Origin of the sequence: Xenorhabdus budapestensis (genome assembly GCF_017743015.1) — a bacterium.
GTDB classification, from domain to species: Bacteria; Pseudomonadota; Gammaproteobacteria; order Enterobacterales; family Enterobacteriaceae; genus Xenorhabdus; species Xenorhabdus budapestensis.
In genome coordinates, this window is record NZ_CP072455.1 from 768,270 (window position 1) to 787,806 (window position 19,537).

18 protein-coding genes and 3 pseudogenes are annotated in these 19,537 nt (G+C 42.4%); 6 read left to right on the plus strand and 15 right to left on the minus strand.

The genetic code is table 11. The features are described from left to right. Window positions 1-17 precede the first annotated feature (17 nt). Window positions 18-686, plus strand: a complete 669-nt coding sequence (locus tag HGO23_RS03335; RefSeq protein ID WP_099135600.1) for a GNAT family N-acetyltransferase — start codon at window positions 18-20, stop codon at window positions 684-686. Window positions 687-808: 122 nt separating this feature from the next. Here the strand turns inward: HGO23_RS03335 and ispH are convergent, their stop codons facing one another. From ispH to ribF, 5 genes are all read right to left on the minus strand, one after another. After that, complete coding sequence (gene ispH / locus HGO23_RS03340; RefSeq protein ID WP_209027965.1) at window positions 809-1,762, minus strand: 4-hydroxy-3-methylbut-2-enyl diphosphate reductase; 954 nt, start codon at window positions 1,760-1,762, stop codon at window positions 809-811. Then, entirely contained in the window at window positions 1,743-2,213 is a 471-nt protein-coding gene (gene fkpB, locus HGO23_RS03345) for an FKBP-type peptidyl-prolyl cis-trans isomerase (RefSeq protein ID WP_099135598.1), read from the minus strand. Before fkpB ends, ispH begins: the two co-directional genes overlap by 20 nt. A 126-nt stretch (window positions 2,214-2,339) precedes the next feature. After that, window positions 2,340-2,879 carry a signal peptidase II gene (gene lspA / locus HGO23_RS03350; RefSeq protein WP_099135597.1) on the minus strand — a complete coding sequence of 180 codons (540 nt, stop codon included), beginning with the start codon at window positions 2,877-2,879 and terminating at the stop codon, window positions 2,340-2,342. After that, window positions 2,879-5,701: an isoleucine--tRNA ligase gene (ileS, locus tag HGO23_RS03355; RefSeq protein WP_209027966.1), complete on the minus strand. Its 2,823-nt coding sequence runs from the start codon at window positions 5,699-5,701 to the stop codon at window positions 2,879-2,881. Before ileS ends, lspA begins: the two co-directional genes overlap by 1 nt. 46 nt (window positions 5,702-5,747) lie before the next feature. Further along, window positions 5,748-6,692: a bifunctional riboflavin kinase/FAD synthetase gene (gene ribF / locus HGO23_RS03360; RefSeq protein WP_209027967.1), complete on the minus strand. Its 945-nt coding sequence runs from the start codon at window positions 6,690-6,692 to the stop codon at window positions 5,748-5,750. Window positions 6,693-7,040: 348 nt separating this feature from the next. On the opposite strand from ribF, the gene rpsT reads away from it, so the two are divergent. After that, window positions 7,041-7,301: a 30S ribosomal protein S20 gene (gene rpsT / locus HGO23_RS03365; protein WP_038269713.1), complete on the plus strand. Its 261-nt coding sequence runs from the start codon at window positions 7,041-7,043 to the stop codon at window positions 7,299-7,301. Window positions 7,302-7,416: 115 nt separating this feature from the next. Here rpsT and nhaR read toward each other — a convergent pair whose 3' ends face one another. From nhaR to HGO23_RS03395, 6 genes and pseudogenes are all read right to left on the minus strand, one after another. Then, window positions 7,417-8,337, minus strand: coding sequence for a transcriptional activator NhaR (nhaR, locus tag HGO23_RS03370; RefSeq protein WP_099135594.1), 921 nt, complete (start codon window positions 8,335-8,337; stop codon window positions 7,417-7,419). A 200-nt stretch (window positions 8,338-8,537) separates the two neighbouring features. Continuing rightward, window positions 8,538-9,731, minus strand: a complete 1,194-nt coding sequence (gene nhaA, locus HGO23_RS03375) for a Na+/H+ antiporter NhaA (RefSeq protein WP_209027968.1) — start codon at window positions 9,729-9,731, stop codon at window positions 8,538-8,540. A 391-nt stretch (window positions 9,732-10,122) separates the two neighbouring features. After that, window positions 10,123-10,677 (minus strand): annotated as a pseudogene (locus tag HGO23_RS03380) (LysE family translocator). A gap of 168 nt (window positions 10,678-10,845) precedes the next feature. Beyond that, entirely contained in the window at window positions 10,846-11,247 is a 402-nt protein-coding gene (locus HGO23_RS03385; protein WP_209027969.1) for a hypothetical protein, read from the minus strand. 60 nt (window positions 11,248-11,307) lie between these two features. Then, window positions 11,308-12,348, minus strand: a pseudogene (locus tag HGO23_RS03390) (NAD(P)-binding domain-containing protein); the annotation flags it as partial. 15 nt (window positions 12,349-12,363) lie between these two features. Then, window positions 12,364-12,663 carry an NAD(P)-binding protein gene (locus HGO23_RS03395; protein WP_209027970.1) on the minus strand — a complete coding sequence of 100 codons (300 nt, stop codon included), beginning with the start codon at window positions 12,661-12,663 and terminating at the stop codon, window positions 12,364-12,366. Window positions 12,664-12,973: 310 nt separating this feature from the next. Here HGO23_RS03395 and HGO23_RS03400 point away from each other — a divergent pair, with 310 nt between their 5' ends. After that, entirely contained in the window at window positions 12,974-13,177 is a 204-nt protein-coding gene (locus HGO23_RS03400; RefSeq protein ID WP_280529527.1) for an EamA family transporter, read from the plus strand. A gap of 55 nt (window positions 13,178-13,232) precedes the next feature. Here HGO23_RS03400 and HGO23_RS03405 read toward each other — a convergent pair whose 3' ends face one another. The 3 genes from HGO23_RS03405 to dnaK form a co-directional block, all read right to left on the minus strand. Next, the gene (locus HGO23_RS03405; RefSeq protein WP_099135591.1) at window positions 13,233-14,051 is read right to left on the minus strand and encodes a hypothetical protein; all 819 of its coding nucleotides are present in this window, start codon (window positions 14,049-14,051) and stop codon (window positions 13,233-13,235) included. A gap of 242 nt (window positions 14,052-14,293) precedes the next feature. Beyond that, complete coding sequence (dnaJ, locus tag HGO23_RS03410) at window positions 14,294-15,427, minus strand: molecular chaperone DnaJ (protein ID WP_099135590.1); 1,134 nt, start codon at window positions 15,425-15,427, stop codon at window positions 14,294-14,296. 101 nt (window positions 15,428-15,528) lie between these two features. Further along, the gene (gene dnaK / locus HGO23_RS03415) at window positions 15,529-17,442 is read right to left on the minus strand and encodes a molecular chaperone DnaK (protein WP_209027971.1); all 1,914 of its coding nucleotides are present in this window, start codon (window positions 17,440-17,442) and stop codon (window positions 15,529-15,531) included. 343 nt (window positions 17,443-17,785) lie between these two features. Between dnaK and satP the strand changes: the two genes are divergently transcribed. The 3 genes from satP to HGO23_RS03430 are packed head-to-tail and all read left to right on the plus strand — an operon-like array spanning window position 17,786 to window position 18,889. After that, window positions 17,786-18,355 (plus strand): acetate uptake transporter, encoded by a 570-nt coding sequence (gene satP, locus HGO23_RS03420; RefSeq protein WP_099135588.1) that lies wholly within the window; start codon window positions 17,786-17,788, stop codon window positions 18,353-18,355. Beyond that, window positions 18,339-18,530, plus strand: a complete 192-nt coding sequence (locus tag HGO23_RS03425; protein ID WP_209027972.1) for a hypothetical protein — start codon at window positions 18,339-18,341, stop codon at window positions 18,528-18,530. Before satP ends, HGO23_RS03425 begins: the two co-directional genes overlap by 17 nt. After that, window positions 18,527-18,889 (plus strand): hypothetical protein, encoded by a 363-nt coding sequence (locus HGO23_RS03430; protein ID WP_099135587.1) that lies wholly within the window; start codon window positions 18,527-18,529, stop codon window positions 18,887-18,889. Before HGO23_RS03425 ends, HGO23_RS03430 begins: the two co-directional genes overlap by 4 nt. Before the next feature lie 182 nt (window positions 18,890-19,071). Here the strand turns inward: HGO23_RS03430 and HGO23_RS03435 are convergent. Next, window positions 19,072-19,520: pseudogene (locus HGO23_RS03435) on the minus strand (DDE-type integrase/transposase/recombinase); the annotation flags it as partial. Between the last annotated feature and the right edge of the window lie 17 nt (window positions 19,521-19,537).

The window sequence follows — 19,537 nt, forward strand, 5'->3', positions numbered from 1 at the left end:
TGAGGGGAATTAATGTAATGTTCAGATCAAAATCTTTTAATATTAACAACCGTTCTGTAGGATTTGGTCCTTTAACCCGGTCTAAATCCTGTTCGGATATGTACACAACATTGGTTAATATGAAAACATTTATCACAATAAAGGAAGTCAGCCCAGAAGAAGCATTCTACGCAACGGAAAAGATGCTAACAGAAACTATGGCTGAGGATTGGTTTTATTTTGATTTTCTTAAGCTTGATAAGGAACAAGAAAGGTGGAAAATGAGGTATAATCAGGCGTTTAGTATACTTAATTGTCTCTCGACTAATGCAAAGCTTCAATCTATGAGAGATAAAACTGACGGTTCAAAAAAGTTTTTTGCTGTTGCTTATTTCAGAGGTATTCCTGTCGGTGCCTTACAATTATTAGTGCAAGATAATCATGAAAATGAGTTATCTGAAGTTTCTTTTTTGGCCACTCATTGCGGTATTCGAGGTTGTGGTGTTTTACTCATTGAATATGCAGTAAATAAATCACAACAATTAGGGATGGAAGGAAAGTTAAAACTTTCTCCATATGATGAGGCGAGGCAAGCATATATAAATATGGGGTTTATGAACATAAATGGGGGCATGGAATTACATCCCGCGGCAAGAAATGATAAATGGAAATGGAATAAGATAACAAGCCGTTATGAATGTTGTTAAATTTTTGGGGCAATACACTCATATTCGGCTTTTTGTTAGAAAGATGCCGAATAAATTAATTACATCTTCCAACAGAAAAGCCGAATTTAAGTTGAAGCAACCCTGAAATAGTTACTCCTAAGTCAGTGAACTTCTTTCACTTCAACTCGTAGCTCTTTTGGTACTTCGAACACAATGTTTTCTTCGCGACCATGTAGTTCATTAACCGTTTCTGCGCCAAGCATTTTCAAACGTCCAATAACTTGTTGCACTAAAATATCCGGTGCGGATGCACCCGCTGTCAGGCCAATAGAACTCACACCATCAACCCATTCCTCTTTGATATCATCGGCAGAATCAATCAAATAAGCAGATTTGCCCATACGTTGTGCCAGTTCAGCCAGACGGTTTGAGTTTGATGAGTTTTTGGAGCCAACGACTAAGACAATATCGGCATCCGCTGCCAAATCACGAACTGCTTCCTGACGATTGGTGGTGGCATAACAGATATCATCTTTACGTGGGCCGATAATATTCGGGAACCGGGCATTAAGTGCATCAATCACTTCTGAGGTATCATCCACAGAAAGCGTGGTTTGTGTCATAAAGCGGAGGTTATTTTCGTCTTTAACCTGCAATTTCCACACATCTTCCGGTGATTCCACCAGATACATACCGCCTTCAGGGTTATTGTACTGCCCCATCGTGCCTTCAACTTCCGGATGACCAGCATGCCCGATCAAAATCGCTTCATTGCCTTTACGACTTGCACGGGCGACTTCCATATGGACTTTTGTTACCAGTGGGCAGGTAGCATCAAACAGCATGGTTAAATTACGGGAACGAGCTTCGTTACGGATGGCCTGAGAAACACCATGTGCGGAGAAAATCAGAATTGCACCATCAGGGACTTCTGAAATTTCTTCAATGAAGATCGCACCCCGATTTCTGAGATCATCAACCACATAGCGGTTGTGTACTACTTCATGGCGAACGTAAATCGGTGCACCATATAATTCTAATGCGCGCTCTACAATGCTAATAGCGCGATCAACACCAGCACAAAAACCACGAGGGTTAGCCAGCAATATTTGCATGGTTTTCCTCCAACTGAGGGTCTATTTCCAACACTTCAATCTCAAAAATGACGTTTTGGTCAGCTAGTGGATGATTAAAATCAACAGTGATGGAACCTTTTGCAACTTCTTTGATAAATCCCGGCATTTCGCTACCATTCATAGCAGTAAATAGCATGATAGTGCCTACTTCGGGAATATCCGAATTGGAAAAATCACGTGGTGTGAAGTATTGCACTAGATCAGGATTATATTTGCCGAAAACAGTTTCTCCCGCCAGCGTGAATTGGTGTTTATCGCCAGCTTTCAAACCAATCAGTTGTTGTTCCAGTGGCTCAGAGAGGCTGCCATCACTTAAGCGGAATAATGCGGGCTTGCCCTGACTATAAGTCGAGTCTGCTGTTGAACCATCATCCAATTTTAATGTGAAGTGTAACAAAACTGCACTGTGCGCTTGCACCTGCATTGACATGTTGCTCAAACCTTTTAGTAAAAAAACGATTTAGTAAAAAACGATTTAATAAAAAACGCGTTAGTAATAAACAATTGCAAGTGGGGGAAACTATCAGCCCCGGTTATATTGACCGGGGCTGGTTTCTTATTGTTTTTTCGATGATTGCTGTTTAGATTCTGTTTGTTTTGGTGCAGTTTTTTTATCATCTGGACTGATAAAGCTCTCGATGATAATGAGTGCTGCCCCGATGCAAATGGCAGTGTCTGCAATATTAAAGGTAGGCCAGTGCCATGCTCCGACATAAAAATCGATAAAATCGACAACAAAGCCATGTACCAGCCGATCAAACAGATTTCCCAATGCTCCACCAATCACTAAAGCATAAGCAATGTTGCTTAGTTTCTGTTTGGCACTGGAGCGATACATCATTACCAGTAGTGTGATAGAGATGACAATCGCAATCAAGGCAAAAAACCAACGCTGCCAGCCACCTTTGTCAGCCAGAAAACTAAACGCAGCCCCAAGATTCTGGGCATAAGTCAGATTGAAGTATGGTATTAATGGTATGGATTCGTACAGTCTGAAGTTTTGCAATACTAACTGTTTACTGCCCAGATCCAAAATCAATACCACAGCAACTAACCAAAGCCAGCGAAGGCCAGTGGAACAAATGGGTTTCTTCATCAGGCAAATTTACGCTCTTCACCGTTACCGGCAACGTTAGTCACACAGCGGCCACAGAGTTCTGCATGTTCCGCTACCAATCCCAAGTCTTTAGCATAGTGCCAGCAACGTGGGCATTTTTCACCATCTGCTTTACGGAAGGCAATTTTCAGCCCCTTAAGTTCGCTCTGTTGTGCATCATCACACGCAGATGAGAAAGCAGCAACTTCGGTTTGTGAAGTTAGTAATACAAAACGTAACTCATCAGACAGTTTGTTGAGTTTTTCTGCCAGTACTTCATCAGCATAAAGTGTGACAGCCGCTTCCAGCGAACTACGGATATGTTTATCGGCACGAGCTTGTTCCAGTACTTTGTTCACTTCACTGCGAACTTGCAGCAATTCAGCCCAGAAAGTATCGTTCATATTTTCACTATCTGCCAGACCGAACAGACCATCGTACCACTCTTCGGTCAAGACGAACTGTGCACGCTTGCCAGGTAATTCCTTCCACACTTCATCAGCAGTGAAGGAAAGGATTGGCGCCATCCAGCGAACCAGTGCTTCTGCAATATGGAATAAGGCGCTCTGGCAGCTACGGCGGGCAATACTGTCGCGTTTTGCGGTGTACTGACGATCTTTAATGATGTCCAGATAGAATGAACCCATTTCTACGGAGCAGAACTGCATCAAGCGCTGAACAACGGAGTGGAAGTCGTATTCGTCGTAGTGCTTGAGGATATCAGCCTGTGCTGCCTGTGCACGACCTACCGCCCAGCGATCCAGCGTTACCATGTCTTCCGCTTTTACCATGTGCTGTTCAGGATCGAAACCGTTCAGGTTTGCCAGCAGGAAACGAGCAGTATTACGGATACGGCGGTAAGCATCAGCCGAGCGTTTCAGGATTTCATCAGAAACTGCAATTTCGCCGGAGTAATCTGTTGATGCCACCCAAAGACGTAGGATATCTGCCCCCAGTTTGTTCATCACATCTTGCGGGCTAATGGTGTTACCGATGGATTTGGACATTTTACGTCCTTGTTCATCAACGGTGAAACCGTGAGTCAGAACCTGACGGTAAGGTGCTTTACCTTTGATCGCTGTTGACAGCATCAGTGAGGACATAAACCAGCCCCGGTGCTGGTCAGAGCCTTCCAGATAAATGTTTGCGGAATGACCATTGAATTCTGGGCGAACATCGACAACAGAGGAGTGGGTGCTTCCTGAATCAAACCAGACATCCAGTGTATCCTGTGTCTTGATGTAATCTGCTGCTTCATCACCCAGCAGTTCTGATGCGTCAAGATCCCACCATGCCTGAATGCCATCTATTTCAACACGCTTGGCGACCTCTTCAATGAGTTCTGGTGTGCGAGGGTGCAGTTCTTGTGTCTCTTTGTGCAGGAACAGAGACATTGGTACGCCCCATGTGCGCTGGCGGGAAATACACCAGTCCGGACGGTTTTCTACCATGGATTCGATGCGCGCTTGTCCCCAACCCGGGATCCACTCAACGCCTTTGATCTCTTTCAGTGATTGTTCACGCAGGCCGTTCTGATCCATGCTGATAAACCATTGTGGTGTTGCACGGAAGATGATTGGATTTTTGTGACGCCAGCAGCAAGGATAGCTGTGCTGAATTTTTGACAGACTCAGTAACGCGCCTTTCTCTTTCAGTAACTCAACGATGACATCGTTCGCTTTGAAAACAAACAGGCCATCCAGAGAAGGATAGGTGCCGGAGATGTAACAGCCATTCGGCCCAACTGGGTTCGCGATTTCAAGGCCATATTTTAGGCTGATAGAGTAGTCGTCCGGGCCATGACCACCCGCAGTATGTACTGCACCAGTACCCGCATCAAGTGTAACGTGATCGCCCAGAATGGCAGGAGTATCAAAACCCATGAATGGATGGTTGAAACGCATCAGTTCCAGATCTGCACCTTTGCAGTCACCGATGACTTCCCATGCAGTGATGCCTGCACGCTGCATAACAGATTCAACCAATTCCGCTGCCAGAATCAGACATTTATTATTAACTTTGACCAATTGGTAAGTGATTTCTGCACCCAATGAGATCGCTCGGTTTGCTGGTAATGTCCACGGTGTGGTTGTCCAGATCACCAGAGAAACCGGCAGACCCTGTGGCTCCATACCAGATTTGGCAAACTTGGCATACACTGCATCTGTATCAACCGCTGTGAAACAGACGTCAATGGAAGGGGAGGTTTTGTCGTAATACTCAACTTCCGCCTCGGCAAGAGAAGAGCCACAATCAGTACACCAGTGAACAGGTTTAACACCTTTCAACAAATGGCCGTTGCTGATGATACGACCCAGTGCGCGAATGATGTCTGCTTCCGTTTTGAAGTCCATCGTCAGGTAAGGTTTATCCCAGTCACCCAGAACACCCAGACGTTTGAAACCCGCTTTTTGTGTTTCGACCTGGCTCATTGCATATTTGCGGCACTCAGCACGGAACTCAGCGGCGGAAAATTTTTCACCCGGCTTACCAATAAGCTGCTCAACCTTGAGCTCAATTGGCAAACCGTGGCAGTCCCAACCTGGAATATAAGGCGAATCGTAGCCTGATAACCCTTTGGATTTAACAACAATGTCTTTGAGAATTTTGTTGACTGAGTGACCAATATGAATATCGCCGTTTGCATACGGAGGGCCATCATGCAAAATGAAGGTTTTTTTACCTGATTTTGCTTTTCTGATAGCCTGATACAAACCTTCTTTATACCAACGTTTCAACATATCTGGTTCGCGCTTGGCTAAATCCCCGCGCATAGGGAACCCTGTTTCCGGTAAATTCAGGGTGTCTTTATAGTCACTCATTCTCGATTCTCAGTTCCAATTTTCCGCTATACCCTTTATATGGGTATCAGATATATGACTCGGATCGCTGCAAAAAGTATTCCCTCGCAGCAACCACATCATTTGCGATTTGCTGTTTAAGCGCATCAAGCGAAGCAAACCGCTGCTCATCACGCAATTTTTTGCGTAATACCACATTGATATGACGCCCATACAGATCCATTTGGGTATCAATCAAATGCACTTCAAGCTGCAGGCCCTGACCAGCAACGGTGGGGCGATTTCCGATGTTAGCTACACCCGGTAAAGGGTTATCGTCTAATCCATAAACTTCAACAGCATAAACGCCTTTTACAGGGGCAACCAGACGTTTTAAAGGTAAGTTCGCTGTAGGAAAGCCAATCGTGCGCCCCAGGCGGTTACCATGAACAACTCTGCCACTTATGCTGTAAGGATGCCCCAATAATATTTCGGCCAATGTTAGATCATCATTTTGCAACGATTGACGAATAGCGGTACTGCTGATCCGCAATCCACTGTCACAAAAGCTGTCTGTACTGGCAACATCAAAACCGTATTGTTTACCTGCCTGTTGTAAATAGTGAAAATCACCGAAGCGGTTTTTACCGAAACGGAAATCATCACCTACAGCCAGAAACTTAACACCCAGTTTTTCAACGAGCAACCGAGAAACAAAGGCTTCTGGGGAATTGGCTGCAAAGTGTCTGTCAAATTTCACACACAACAAATAATCAACGTCATACTGAGATAAATATTTTATTTTATCTCGTAGCCGTGTCAGGCGGGCTGGCGCTTTATCTGCGACAAAGACTTCCAGTGGTTGTGGTTCGAAAATCATAACCATTGTCGGTAATCCGAGCCGCCGCCCTTCTTGCTTCAAATGTTTCAATAAAGCCTGATGCCCTCGGTGGACACCATCAAAATTACCAATCGTCAGCACGCAACCATGGTGACGCGCCCGGATATTGTGTATACCGCGAATTAGCTCCATAGCTGGCTCAATACCGTGAAAATTGCCGGATTATACCTTGTACAACGCACAAGGTTAACCCACGATCACAAAGGGTTTTAATTAATAACCTGATTCATACAATAAAAATAGGTTAGATGCCCGAAAAATATTTAATTTATCGCATTTATCAGTGATTCATTGAGTTTTTTATTGTGAAAGACTGTATTACCTCTCAGTAAGCTGATAAAATCCTACCCCATCACAACGTAACCAGCGTCGCCATACAACGACGCTTATTTGCACAAATCCATTGACAAAAGAAGGCTGAACAGGCATATTCCTCGGCCTTTGAATTGTCCTCGATAGAATATATTTGGGAGTTGGACCTTGGCTAATATCAAATCAGCTAAGAAACGCGCCGTACAGTCTGAGAAACGCCGTCAGCACAATGCAAGCCGTCGTTCTATGGTGCGTACTTTTATTAAGAAAGTATACGCGGCTATCGCTACTGGTGATAAAGAAGCTGCACAGAAAGCATTCAATGATATGCAACCAATTGTTGATCGTCACGCCTGCAAGGGTTTGATCCACAAAAATAAAGCAGCACGTCATAAATCTGCTCTGGCAGCGCAAATTAAAGCAATGTAATTCTTTGTTTTAATTATGTTGAAAAACCGGCTTTTGCCGGTTTTTTTGTATACCCGTTGTCTTTAAAGTTGCAGCATAAAATCCATAGGGTATATCTGTTGATACGGATTCAGCGTTATTTTTCCGATCTGTTTTTTAACGGAACGTTGAATAAGTCTGAAAAATCTTTATTACACACGCGCTGAACTGCCGGATGTTGGATCATTCTTTCAGCAAAGATGACGTAATACTCTTCCTGCACTGAATCCAGTCTGCCTATCTCAGTAATATCACTGTCAGCAAAAGTATCATTAGCATAAAACGAAGGCGCAATAAAGATAGCATTATGATACATGCCAAATGCTTTCATCAGTGCTGCATCGTCGAATTCGCCTAATACCTCAACTTGCAGATTTTTATTACGTATCCATGTCAGTAGTTTCCTGCCCAGCATTGAACGGCGGCCAGGGATTAACAAACGGCGTTCTTCCAGACATTCAGGGAATGGTTTTTCCGGGATTGGGGCACGGCAGTAAAAACTAATGCTACATTCCCCTAATTTGACGGAAAACAAACCTTCCTGCTGGGTGGAGTCAACCGGGCAATCTGACAGGATCATATCCAGTTTATGCTGGCTGAGTTGCTCAAGCAGCATTTCATGAGTTGATTCAAAACAACGCAGGTGGATTTTCTCCTGTTCCACAATTGTGGTTTCCAAGACTTTGCTGACTAAACGTTTAGACAAGGCATCAGCAACACCTACATCAAACAATAGATTTGACTCTCTGCTATAGGTGACAATATCCAGCATTTCCTGACTGAGCATAAACATTTTATCAGCATAGCGAAAAATAAGTTGCCCCAGTTCTGATGGAACTAATCCTCTTCCCTGACGCTTAAACAGCTTTCCACCAAGGCGTTCTTCCAGAGCTTTAATCTGGCCGGTAATAGTCTGGGGTGTCAGGTATAGCGCTTCAGCAGCCCCAACAACAGAACCCTCTTTACACACGTGCCAAAAATAATAAAGGTGGTTAAAGTTTAAATGTGAAACCCGCATATATTTATCCTTTATGTATCACCTTACATCTGCATAACAGCCATGACCTTATATTTCAGGCCGCCAGATTATGGTGCTCTCCTGTCTTTCTCTAATATGAATATTAACGGCACAGCAGATGAGATGTTATGCCGCGAATATTAAAAGGATGAATTAATTTGGAATTGTTTCTGATTATGCGCCTAAATTAGTCCATTCGACTACATTTGGCTATGTTTTTTTCTTTGACCAATTTTCTTTGGTAAGAGCGCATTCAGTAGCCCATAACCAATGATGGCTGCCATAGTTGAACCAATCAATATCCCCAGACGCGAGTAGGTACTGAATGTGTCACTCAGACCTTCAAATGCCAGACCGGAAATAAAGATAGACATAGTAAAACCAATTCCACAAAGTACAGATACGGCAAAAATTTGCGGCAAACCAATTCCTGTCGGTAATTTGGCAATCCCCAGTTTTACTGAGAGCCAGCTAAATAAGAAAATACCCAGTGGCTTGCCAATAAACAGGCCAAGTACAACCCCCATGGGTAACAGCCCTGTCAGGCCGCTCAGCGTAACTCCCTGCAATGAAACTCCGGCATTGGCAAAAGCAAAGAGTGGCAGAATTAAATAAGCTACCCATGGATGTAAGCCATGCTCAAGTGCTTCGGAAGGAGAATGGCCTTTTTTACAACGCAGAGGGATCAAGGATCCGACAATAACTCCTGCCAGTGTGGCATGAACGCCGGATTTGAGGATACATACCCATAAAATTACGCCTACAGCCAGATAAGCCGATGTTTTAGCGATTCCCCGCCAGTTCATCCAAGCTAGAAGCCCTGTCATGGCAGCGGCTAATCCCAGTGCAACCATAGAAATACTTTTAGTATAGAATAAGGCAATAATGATGATAACGCCCAAGTCATCAATAATCGCCAAAGCGAGCAAAAACACTTTTAATGCTGTAGGAACACGTTTTCCTAGCAGAGCCATAACTCCAAGCGCAAATGCAATATCGGTGGCAGCAGGAATAGCCCAGCCCTGACGGGTGATTTCATCATTGCCATTAAAGAGTAAATAAACCAAAGCAGGGGCGAGCATACCACCAACGGCGGCAATGGCTGGGAAAATGGCCTTATCACGGCTAGCTAAAGAGCCTTCCATCAATTCCCGCTTAACTTCCAGGCCAACAATCAGGAAAAAGATGGCCATTAATCCATCATTTATCCATAGCAGGAATGGTTTATTGATTTCCAGAGCAGCAAATTGAACCGCAACTGGCAGGTTAAGAAATTGGTGATAAATACTCTGAAATGGCGTATTTGCCATTACCAGCGCAATAATGGCAGCAACAATGAGAAGGATCCCTCCTGCTGCCTCTAATTTCAAAAATTGGCGAATAATTGTAGTCATAGATTAGTAACCTATAAGATGAATTAGGTTGTAGATACTATGTTTGTAAACACGATGTTTATAAAATCTACAGTAGTAAATGTTGTTGTTATAAATAATATGGTCATAAATAATGCAGTAATGAGTAAATGCAGTTATGAATACTATGCTATTCATGACTTCGGAAAAAATCGATTATTTATGTTATATGTATCGATATATGCGAATACTTTCAATGTGAAATTAAAAATTTTTCAAGGATGAATGGATTGAAATCAGTGTTGATTGACTTGAAGAGTTTATGGAAGTGTCTTTAATGGTTTCATTTCGGCAGACTGCATCAAAAGATCAAAACGGAGAGTAACTATATTGATTTTTGCACAATCTTTTAGTCTGCCCAGATACAAGCCTATTAACGTAAAGCTTCTACAGCTAATACAATAGCGATTAAGATTATGAGCCCGCCTCCCACAAGATTAACCAGCTTCATTCTTTTTTCAGTAAAAGACGGACGGGAACTCACCGCATGTGCAGCCGCAACCCAAGCCGTGTCGATTATTAAACCTAAAACAATCGGTATCAGTGAAAAACTGAACAGGGATGAAATAGGGCTGTCTGTGCCTGTTGTTAAAAAACTCGGAACTATCGTACCGAACATAATCAATGCTTTTGGATTTGTTGCTCCTACAATGATCCCAAGTATCAGTGTTTGCCTATGTTTATTGGCACTGATATTTTCCCCAGTTTATAATGGCTTGGAAAAAAACAGATATTGAAAACCGATAGCGAGTAGGGCGGCGGAGCCCAGTAACCGAATAACCATCAAAGCCATACTGGATTGAATGAGTAAAGAGCCAATCCCGAAAGCAACAATCACAGCAACAAAATAGGTTCCTATTGCATTACCAATCACACCTCGTAATGCATTAGTTCGACCGACAGACACAGCTTGCCCGACAATAAACATAATACTTGGGCCAGGAACAGCTATCAGCACTGCACTGCACTGGTTAGCAAGAGCCCTAACAGACCATTAAGTACAGGAAAATTTGTGAGCATAATAAGGTAACCCTCGCGTTTTAGTGCAGTGACATGAATGTTGTTATTCCTGTTAAACATATCCGGTATAATGCAATCATGACCTCTTGGCAAGCAATGCCAGAGTTGGTTGCATACGTAATGCTTCGGCAACTTCCTCTTCACTCATCAGCGGATAACATTTCTCCACAAATTCATCAAGTACCGGTAATATGCTTCTTCGTTCTTCAAGGCCCTGAGCGCTGGCACAGGCGTTAAAAGCCACATTTTTGTATTGGTCAACGTTAGTTTCTTCATCCACATAATCATCAATATCCCAACGGCTAATCAGACTTTCCTGCATATGGAAAGAATCCACTTCTACCCCTTCGCGGAAAACATGAAATACGGGATGAATATAGGCACTTTGCGAAGGATCGAAATGATTGGCCGGTAACGTAAAATAATGTGTCGGAAGATCGCCATTACCATACCGATGGAACCCATATTCAAATACCACTTCAATACGATTTTCTTTATCTTGCCAACGTTCGTAGTTATATTCTCGTGGAAATGGTGGTCATACGCCTGCATATACGCTGCCTTTATCATCATTCTTCGTTTCAAAAGTAATGGTACTGCCTAAATAGCCGAAAAGCTCAAATAAGGACATCGTCGTGCTGACAAATTCAACCAGAAATTCAGGGAGCGCGGTTAATCCATCTGAGGGATTAGTCAGTGATATTTTGCATTCAAATATCGGTTTGATAGCCCTGCCGTGATATTTTTCAGCAATGATATGACCAAGTGCCTGAATATTTCCCCGAAAACCATGTACAAATCCGGAAGCAGCATCAGGATCATTGACTCGCATAGGCGCACCAATGAAATAGAGTCCCAGTATGTTTACTGATTCCCAACTTGATGTAAACAGGCAGAATTTATCTTTTTTATCAACTTCTGGCCGCACAGTCTTCTGATCGAAAATATCTGATAAGGTGTAGTTGAATCCGCAGCATACAATCACACCATCAATAATCCCTTTTCGTTTCATCCACCTCGGTGGTTCCCAATGGGGACAAGGCGTTTCATAACTAACTAATAACCGCCTTTTGTGTTTGCCACTGGTAATTCGGTTAATTTCGACAATTCGGTCACTGACAATATTGTTGTTCGATTTCAGTTGCATTAAATCGAAGACATCTGAGACCTGAGCACGTACATCATGTACGTTGTGTGTCTGCCGGGCAAACTGTGGTAATGATCTGGTGACAACACCGGTTTCGGCTGTGATATCGATAAGATGATGTGTGATTTCAAAAGCGGAGTTACCACGTCCAAGAACGACAACAATTTTATTCTTATAGCGCTCAGCAGCAGTATTTGGGTCAAAGTATTCATAAAAAGTACAAGTTTCGGCATTGAGTCCTTTAATATCAGGCACAATTGGTTTTGATGCACCGATGGCACAAAATATTCTGTCTGCTGAGATACGCAGAGAATCAGAAATTTCGATAATAAATTGTTCATTTTCTTTCATTATGCACCTAACACGCATATTGGTACGGATGCATTCTGAAAGCCCCCTTTTATCAGCGACATATTTCAGATACTCTTTATAGAGTTTTGCTGATGGTCAATGAGCTGATGTCCATTCTGTAAAACGAAGTTTTGGGTCACTTGCCACATCTTCAGCGTCAATAGTGCTAAGAGTATGCCAGTCATAACGCATCCGGTAAGTATGATTATCACCGGGGACATATTTTTTGTTGAGGGAGATCAATTCTCCGCATACAGGTAATCGATCCCATTGACCACCAACCGTTTCGTTTGCCTCAAGTAAGAGATATTCAATACCGCGTTTACTAAACTCAAGGGCCATATTGAGTCCTGCGGACCCTCCGCCAATAATGACATTAGGGTAATGATCTCGCATTATATTTATCTCCATTAATAATTTTAGGTGATATTGCTATATTTATATCTAAATATTATGAATCTCAGGTGATGATTTTTTTTGATATTAATGGGTGTTATAGGGAAATTTAATTTTTAATAAATTAGAAGGTTAGATCGTTAAATATATTATTATCAGCAATGGTGGCATACTAATAAAATTCAGCGATTCATTATTTATTAATATGATGATTATGTTATTCATTTAAGATGAAAAATTACCATCTGATTATTTTCACTCATGTTCCATAATTACTGCATTTATAAATATGTAAGAAGTTAATTATGCTTTGGTGATTTATTATTTTTTCTATGGTATTGCTATTTGGGCAATGAGCCATATTCCCATCGTGCTGGTTGCTGCATTGCGTGAAACCAGCATACTATTTGCGATATTGTTATCGGTTTTCATCTTACGGGAGCCGTTTAGTAAGATGCGATTGTTGGCTTGTGTTGTGATTCTTATTGGGATTGTTAGTACTAAATTAGGGTGATGGAGCTCCAAGTAATAAATAGAAACTTGGAGACTCCAATTCGTTTCAGGTAACTTCATTGGGTGGCATATTCAAATTTTGAATTACTGATTACAACCGTACCATCAGGTCTTATAATAGCCTGATCTGACACTGTTTTTGGACTATTACTCATCATATAAAATGTATTTTCATATAAAGGATTACCCGGATCTCCCTGTAACGGAAATTTTGATTTATATATTGAGGGAGTAGGTGCTTGCCCTAAAGACAAATACTTGCCATCGATTGCCCAGTCAAGCATTTTTCTTTGCCAATTAGCATCATAATTTTCAGATAAACAAACTATATTTGCCCATGGATCGCATATCCACGCCCCATCTGGGATCTTATTGTACACTTTGTACAGTGGATTTGTTTCTTTATATTGAGATTCTATGTTATAGGTATGTAGAGGATAATAGAGCATGACAAAACAGTGATCATACCTTGATAAAGGCGACGGATAAAGAATCTCAATATAAATAGATTGTATTTCTCCTGATGTATTTGCAGTAAAAGAATTTTTATATAAATTATATATATCACTCACCCTTTCTCTTGCTAAATATATAAATACAGTGTTAGCTAATTCATTGCAATTGCCAACCAATGAATTATCACATTCTTTTTCTTTCATTATACATTCGTATTTTTTATCTGCGGTCCGCAAAAGGTGTAATTTATTTTTTAATCCTATGAGTTTTTGCTCTCTAGAAAAGCAACTTTTTCTAGAATATCTTTCTGGCCGATCTCCTGATTGAAGTTCAACATTAAAATAAGAGATATTTGTAGTTTTACCCCGGAAAATATGGTGGGAATGTGTAATTGCTTGTTTTAATATATACGAAATCATTTTAATATCCTCATTGTTGCTGTATTATTTGTGTATGGATATTTTAAAATGATACTTTCTACTCTTTTTAAATAAAGTGCAATATTAATAGAATAACAGCATCTTTAATAATAATTGAGAAATAAAATAATTTAATTGATTAAAAAAACAAAAAATTAATAAATAAAAATATCCCCTGAACATCAATGAATTACAAGGATGATCAGGGGGAATTATTATTAGATATTTTGCAAAATATTAAATTACTTTGTCAAATCATCAAAAAATTTTTTTACACCATCAAGGAAGCTTTTGGAACGCGGGCTATTGGTTTCCCCACCTTTTTCGCCAAAAGATTCTCCCAGTTTACGCATCAGCTCTTTCTGTTCTTCGTTCAGTTTAACCGGTGTTTCTACAACAACACGGCACAACAAATCCCCCTGAATTCCACCACGGACAGATTTAACACCTTTGCCTTTCATGCGGAACAGTTTGCCAGTCTGAGTTTCCGCAGGGATTTTCAGGCTGACGCGTCCATCAAGGGTTGGAACTTCAATTTCGCCACCCAATGCCGCAGTTGCGAAGTTGATTGGAACTTCACAATAGAGATTGCTGCCATCACGTTCGAAGATATGGTGCGTTTTGACCTGAACCTGAACGTACAAATCTCCTGCTGGTGCACCGTGTTCACCTGCTTCACCTTCACCACTCAGGCGAATACGGTCACCGGTATCAACACCTGCCGGGATTTTAACGGACAGTGTTTTGTATTTCTCAACACGTCCGTGACCGTGGCACTTGTTGCAAGGCTCTTTGATGATTTTTCCACGACCATGACACTGAGGGCAAGGTTGCTGAACAGTAAAAAAGCCCTGGCGCATATGCACCTGACCAGCGCCATGACAGGTAGAGCAAGTTTCTGGGCTGGTGCCTGCTTTTGCACCACTGCCATGACAGCTTTCACAGGATTCTAACGTTGGGATGCGGATTTCTTTGGTCACACCACGGACAGCTTCTTCCAGCGTCAATTCCATACTGTAACGCAAATCAGAACCACGGCTTGGACGCTGTTGACGGCGGCCGCCACCGAAAATATCTCCGAAAACGTCACCAAAGATATCGCTAAAGTCAGCTCCACCAAAACCACCAGCGCCACCACCCATGCCGCCGTGTTCAAAGGCAGCATGACCATACTGGTCATAAGCAGCGCGTTTCTGTGAGTCGGTCAGGATCTCATACGCTTCTTTAATTTCTTTGAACTTACCCTCAGCGTCTTTATCCCCCTGATTACGGTCAGGGTGATATTTCATTGCCAGCCGCTTATAGGCTTTTTTTATTTCTTTTTCATCTGCTGTTTTGGATATACCCAAAACTTCGTAATAATCTTTTTTTGCCATTGTATTGTTTACCCCTAACACGCACAAACGGGCGTAGAGTTACCTCAACGCCCGTGCTAGTTAACAAGTAACAGGCGTCCTGTTACTTTGCCCGCTAAGGGCTATTGTTTTTTGTCCTTAACTTCTTCGAATTCAGCGTCTACAGCATCGTCATCTTTTTTCTCGTTGCCTGCGCCGGCATCAGCTGCACCTGCCTGAGCTTGCTGCTGTGCGATTTCCAGAAGTTTCTTAGAAGCTTCAACCAGAGCTTGGATCTTAGCTTCAATCTCAGCTTTGTCTTCGCTTTTCACCGCTGTTTCCAACTCAGAAACGGCTTTTTCGATTGCAGTCTTGTCATCAGCAGGCAGTTTGTCGCCAGCTTCTTCAACTTGCTTGCGAGTACCGTGGATCAGCTGATCAGCCTGGTTACGGATCTGAACCAGTTCTTCGAACTTACGGTCAGCTTCTGCGTTTGCTTCTGCATCGCGTACCATCTGCTGGATTTCTTCCTCGTTCAGGCCAGAAGAAGCTTTGATGGTGATGTTCTGCTCACGGCCGGAGTTTTTGTCTTTCGCAGAAACGTGCAGGATACCATCAGCATCGATGTCGAAAGTAACTTCGATCTGAGGTATACCACGAGGTGCTGGCTGAATACCATCCAGATTGAACTGACCCAGAGATTTGTTGTCGCTGGCACGCTTACGCTCACCTTGCAGCACATGGATAGTTACCGCAGACTGATTGTCTTCCGCAGTAGAGAACACCTGGCTGTGCTTGGTTGGGATAGTGGTGTTCTTCGAAATCAGCGAAGTCATCACACCACCCATGGTTTCGATACCCAGAGACAGTGGAGTTACGTCCAGCAGCAGAACGTCTTTCACGTCGCCTGCCAATACGCCGCCCTGAACTGCTGCACCCATTGCAACAGCTTCGTCTGGGTTAACGTCTTTACGTGGTTCTTTGCCGAAGAAGTCTGCAACAGCTTTCTGAACCATTGGCATACGAGTTTGACCACCAACCAGAATGACATCTTGAACGTCAGATACAGACAGGCCAGCGTCATTCAGTGCGACTTTCAGCGGCTCAATAGACCGTTTCACCAGATCTTCAACCAGAGATTCCAGTTTCGCACGAGTCACTTTAACGTTCATGTGTTTAGGACCAGTTGCATCTGCAGTGATGTATGGCAGGTTTACGTCAGTCTGCTGAGCGGAAGACAGCTCGATTTTCGCTTTTTCTGCGGCTTCTTTCAGGCGCTGCATGGCCAGTGGGTCGTTACGCAGATCGATGCCCTGATCTTTCTTGAACTCATCAACCAAATAGTTGATCAGGCGGCTATCGAAGTCTTCACCCCCCAAGTGAGTGTCACCGTTAGTTGCCAGAACTTCATAAGTTTTTTCGCCATCTACTTCGTCGATTTCGATGATAGAGATATCGAAAGTACCGCCACCCAGGTCATAAACTGCGATAGTACGGTTACCAATTTCTTTATCCAGACCATAAGCCAGAGCAGCAGCGGTTGGTTCGTTAATGATACGTTTAACTTCCAGACCTGCGATACGGCCAGCATCTTTAGTTGCCTGACGTTGTGCATCGTTGAAATAAGCAGGAACAGTGATAACTGCTTCTGTTACTGGCTCACCCAGATAGTCTTCTGCGGTTTTCTTCATTTTCTTCAGAACTTCAGCAGAAACCTGAGGAGGTGCCATTTTCTGGCCTTTTACTTCCAGCCATGCATCACCGTTGTCTGCGTTGGTGATTTTGTATGGCATGATAGCAACATCACGCTGAACTTCTTCGTCCTGAAAACGGCGACCAATCAGGCGTTTGATAGCAAACAGAGTATTTTGCGGGTTAGTAACAGCCTGACGTTTAGCTGGTTGACCAACCAGAGTTTCACCATCCTGAGTATATGCGATGATTGAAGGAGTGGTACGATCACCTTCGCTGTTTTCAAGCACACGAGTTGTTGCGCCGTCCATAATTGCTACACAAGAGTTGGTAGTTCCCAAGTCGATACCAATGATTTTACCCATCTAAACGCCTCCACAAAGAATTCATATATTCGGTCAAGTTACTAAGCTATATGAGGACGAATGTTTTCTTTTCAATGGCACGGTCAGCCAGAAATTCCTCATTTTATGTTTTCAGTTGTTACTGAAATGTCAGTAGTAACTGTAGTTGAGACTTAAATGGGGTCATTCATCTCATCATCAAGGGGCTGATTGAAAAAAAATTGAAATTTAATAAAAAAATTTTTTTGGGGTCATTGTGTAGTTGATGTCATCACATTATGATTCGCCACCTTTTATGGTTTTCTGGCGTGGGAATATGTCATGAGAACTTTTTTAGTGTTTTATTAATTTTTTTAGGGGACTTATGAGTTCTAATCAGTTGGCTAATCCAGGCCCATTGGGTTTGATGGGTTTTGGCATGACAACCATTTTGTTGAATTTGCATAACGCAGGTTTTTTCCCATTAGCATCTGCCATTTTAAGTATGGGAATTTTTTATGGTGGTTTGGCTCAGGTGCTGGCTGGCATCATTGAGTACAAAAAAGGGAATACGTTTGGCGCAACCGCGTTTACCTCTTACGGTATGTTCTGGCTCAGCCTGATTGGCTTGCTGTTCCTGCCAACAATGGGGTTGGCGGAAGCAACTAGCCATGAATTCCTTGGTGTTTATCTCGCTTTGTGGGGTATTTTCACCCTGTTCATGTTCTTTGGAACATTCAAAGCTAACCGCACTTTGCAGTTTATCTTCGGTAGCCTGACATTGCTGTTTGCATTGCTGGCGATTGGTAACATTACCGGCAATGCCAGCATTCTGACTTTTGCTGGTTATGAGGGTGTCATTTGTGGTGTCAGTGCTTTCTATCTGGCTATGGCCGAAGTTCTGAATGAACAGTATGGTCGTACTATTTTGCCAATTGGTGAAAGAAATCTATGATCCCCCTCGTTTTTGCAATACTGATTTTGATGAATTTGGGGCTTGCTTAAATCTATTCGGCGTCAATATGGGCAAGGATGCCCTCGCCTCAATGAGTTCCGCCCCTGATGAACTTGAAAAACACTGCGGCTTTAAGTTTATGGAAGGGCTGGGAAGACGAGATGGTTTGAAATGAGAAAAAAACAAAAAACATTATTCCTTTACGCTTTTATTTTAGTTGTAGGTTGCTCCTCAAAAAATAATATTAAAGATTTAACGAAATTATCGAATGATGAGTTGTGTATATATATGGGGGAAAATAACAAGGACGGCCCGTTAAGCTTAAAAATAATAGATGAAATAAAATCAAGAGAAAATATTTCATCAGAGAGATGTTATATGCTTGAACATAAAGCAATAGAGGGTAATGTTGATGGCGTTAGTATTGAGCCCTACGCCACACCGGAAATAATGGAAAGTGTCTATGATAAGAATAAAGGTCGTTATATTATAAAAAATACAGGACCAACCGTAGGGGCTAAAATTAAATTTTAGTTGTAGGGATAGCGCCTTTCAGGGGCATGTGGGGGTTCTAAGATTGGGGGTAAACCCAAAGCTTGGAAAATTTTGTAATTCAAGCTAATTTGGAACGTACAATGAAGTACCTAATTTTTGATTCAATGCAAACCCTGTTATCAATAATCCTTTATTTTGATTAATGGTCAAAACTGTTGTGGTCAATAAAAATTGGTCACTCGCTTAGCGCTTTCCCAAAATAATCGTTCTGATTCGTTGGGCATCAATCCATTGTTGTACCAATGGGGGCGAAGTTGGCTATAATAACCTGTTATATAATTCGTGATTGAGCGAAAGGCTTCTCTAAAATCCGGATATCCTGCTTCAGGGATCCATTCACTTTTTAAGCTCCTGAAGAAACGTTCCATTGGTTATCCCAGCAATTACTCCGGCGGCTCAGGTTTTGTTTGATGCCATAACGCCACAATAACCGTTTAAATGCCTTGCTGGTATTGTGGCTACCTTGAGCATGGTGAAACAGAACACCTTGTGGCTTCCCCCTTGATTCAAAAGCCATTTCTAATGCTTTCTTTGTCAACTCCGAGTCCGCTGAGAAAGACATCGCCCAGCCAATGGGTTTACGCGCAAACAGGTCAAGCACGACGGCCATTTCGTCCATTTAGATAT

Coding starts and splice junctions, on each gene's coding strand:
- HGO23_RS03335 (WP_099135600.1), top strand. CDS start 18: ATGTTCAGATCAAAATCTTTTAATATTAACAACCGTTCTGTAGGATTT.
- ispH (WP_209027965.1), bottom strand. CDS start 1,762: ATGCAAATATTGCTGGCTAACCCTCGTGGTTTTTGTGCTGGTGTTGAT.
- fkpB (WP_099135598.1), bottom strand. CDS start 2,213: ATGTCAATGCAGGTGCAAGCGCACAGTGCAGTTTTGTTACACTTCACA.
- lspA (WP_099135597.1), bottom strand. CDS start 2,879: ATGAAGAAACCCATTTGTTCCACTGGCCTTCGCTGGCTTTGGTTAGTT.
- ileS (WP_209027966.1), bottom strand. CDS start 5,701: ATGAGTGACTATAAAGACACCCTGAATTTACCGGAAACAGGGTTCCCT.
- ribF (WP_209027967.1), bottom strand. CDS start 6,692: ATGGAGCTAATTCGCGGTATACACAATATCCGGGCGCGTCACCATGGT.
- nhaR (WP_099135594.1), bottom strand. CDS start 8,337: ATGCGGGTTTCACATTTAAACTTTAACCACCTTTATTATTTTTGGCAC.
- nhaA (WP_209027968.1), bottom strand. CDS start 9,731: ATGACTACAATTATTCGCCAATTTTTGAAATTAGAGGCAGCAGGAGGG.
- HGO23_RS03395 (WP_209027970.1), bottom strand. CDS start 12,663: ATGCGAGATCATTACCCTAATGTCATTATTGGCGGAGGGTCCGCAGGA.
- HGO23_RS03405 (WP_099135591.1), bottom strand. CDS start 14,051: ATGATTTCGTATATATTAAAACAAGCAATTACACATTCCCACCATATT.
- dnaJ (WP_099135590.1), bottom strand. CDS start 15,427: ATGGCAAAAAAAGATTATTACGAAGTTTTGGGTATATCCAAAACAGCA.
- dnaK (WP_209027971.1), bottom strand. CDS start 17,442: ATGGGTAAAATCATTGGTATCGACTTGGGAACTACCAACTCTTGTGTA.
- satP (WP_099135588.1), top strand. CDS start 17,786: ATGAGTTCTAATCAGTTGGCTAATCCAGGCCCATTGGGTTTGATGGGT.
- HGO23_RS03430 (WP_099135587.1), top strand. CDS start 18,527: ATGAGAAAAAAACAAAAAACATTATTCCTTTACGCTTTTATTTTAGTT.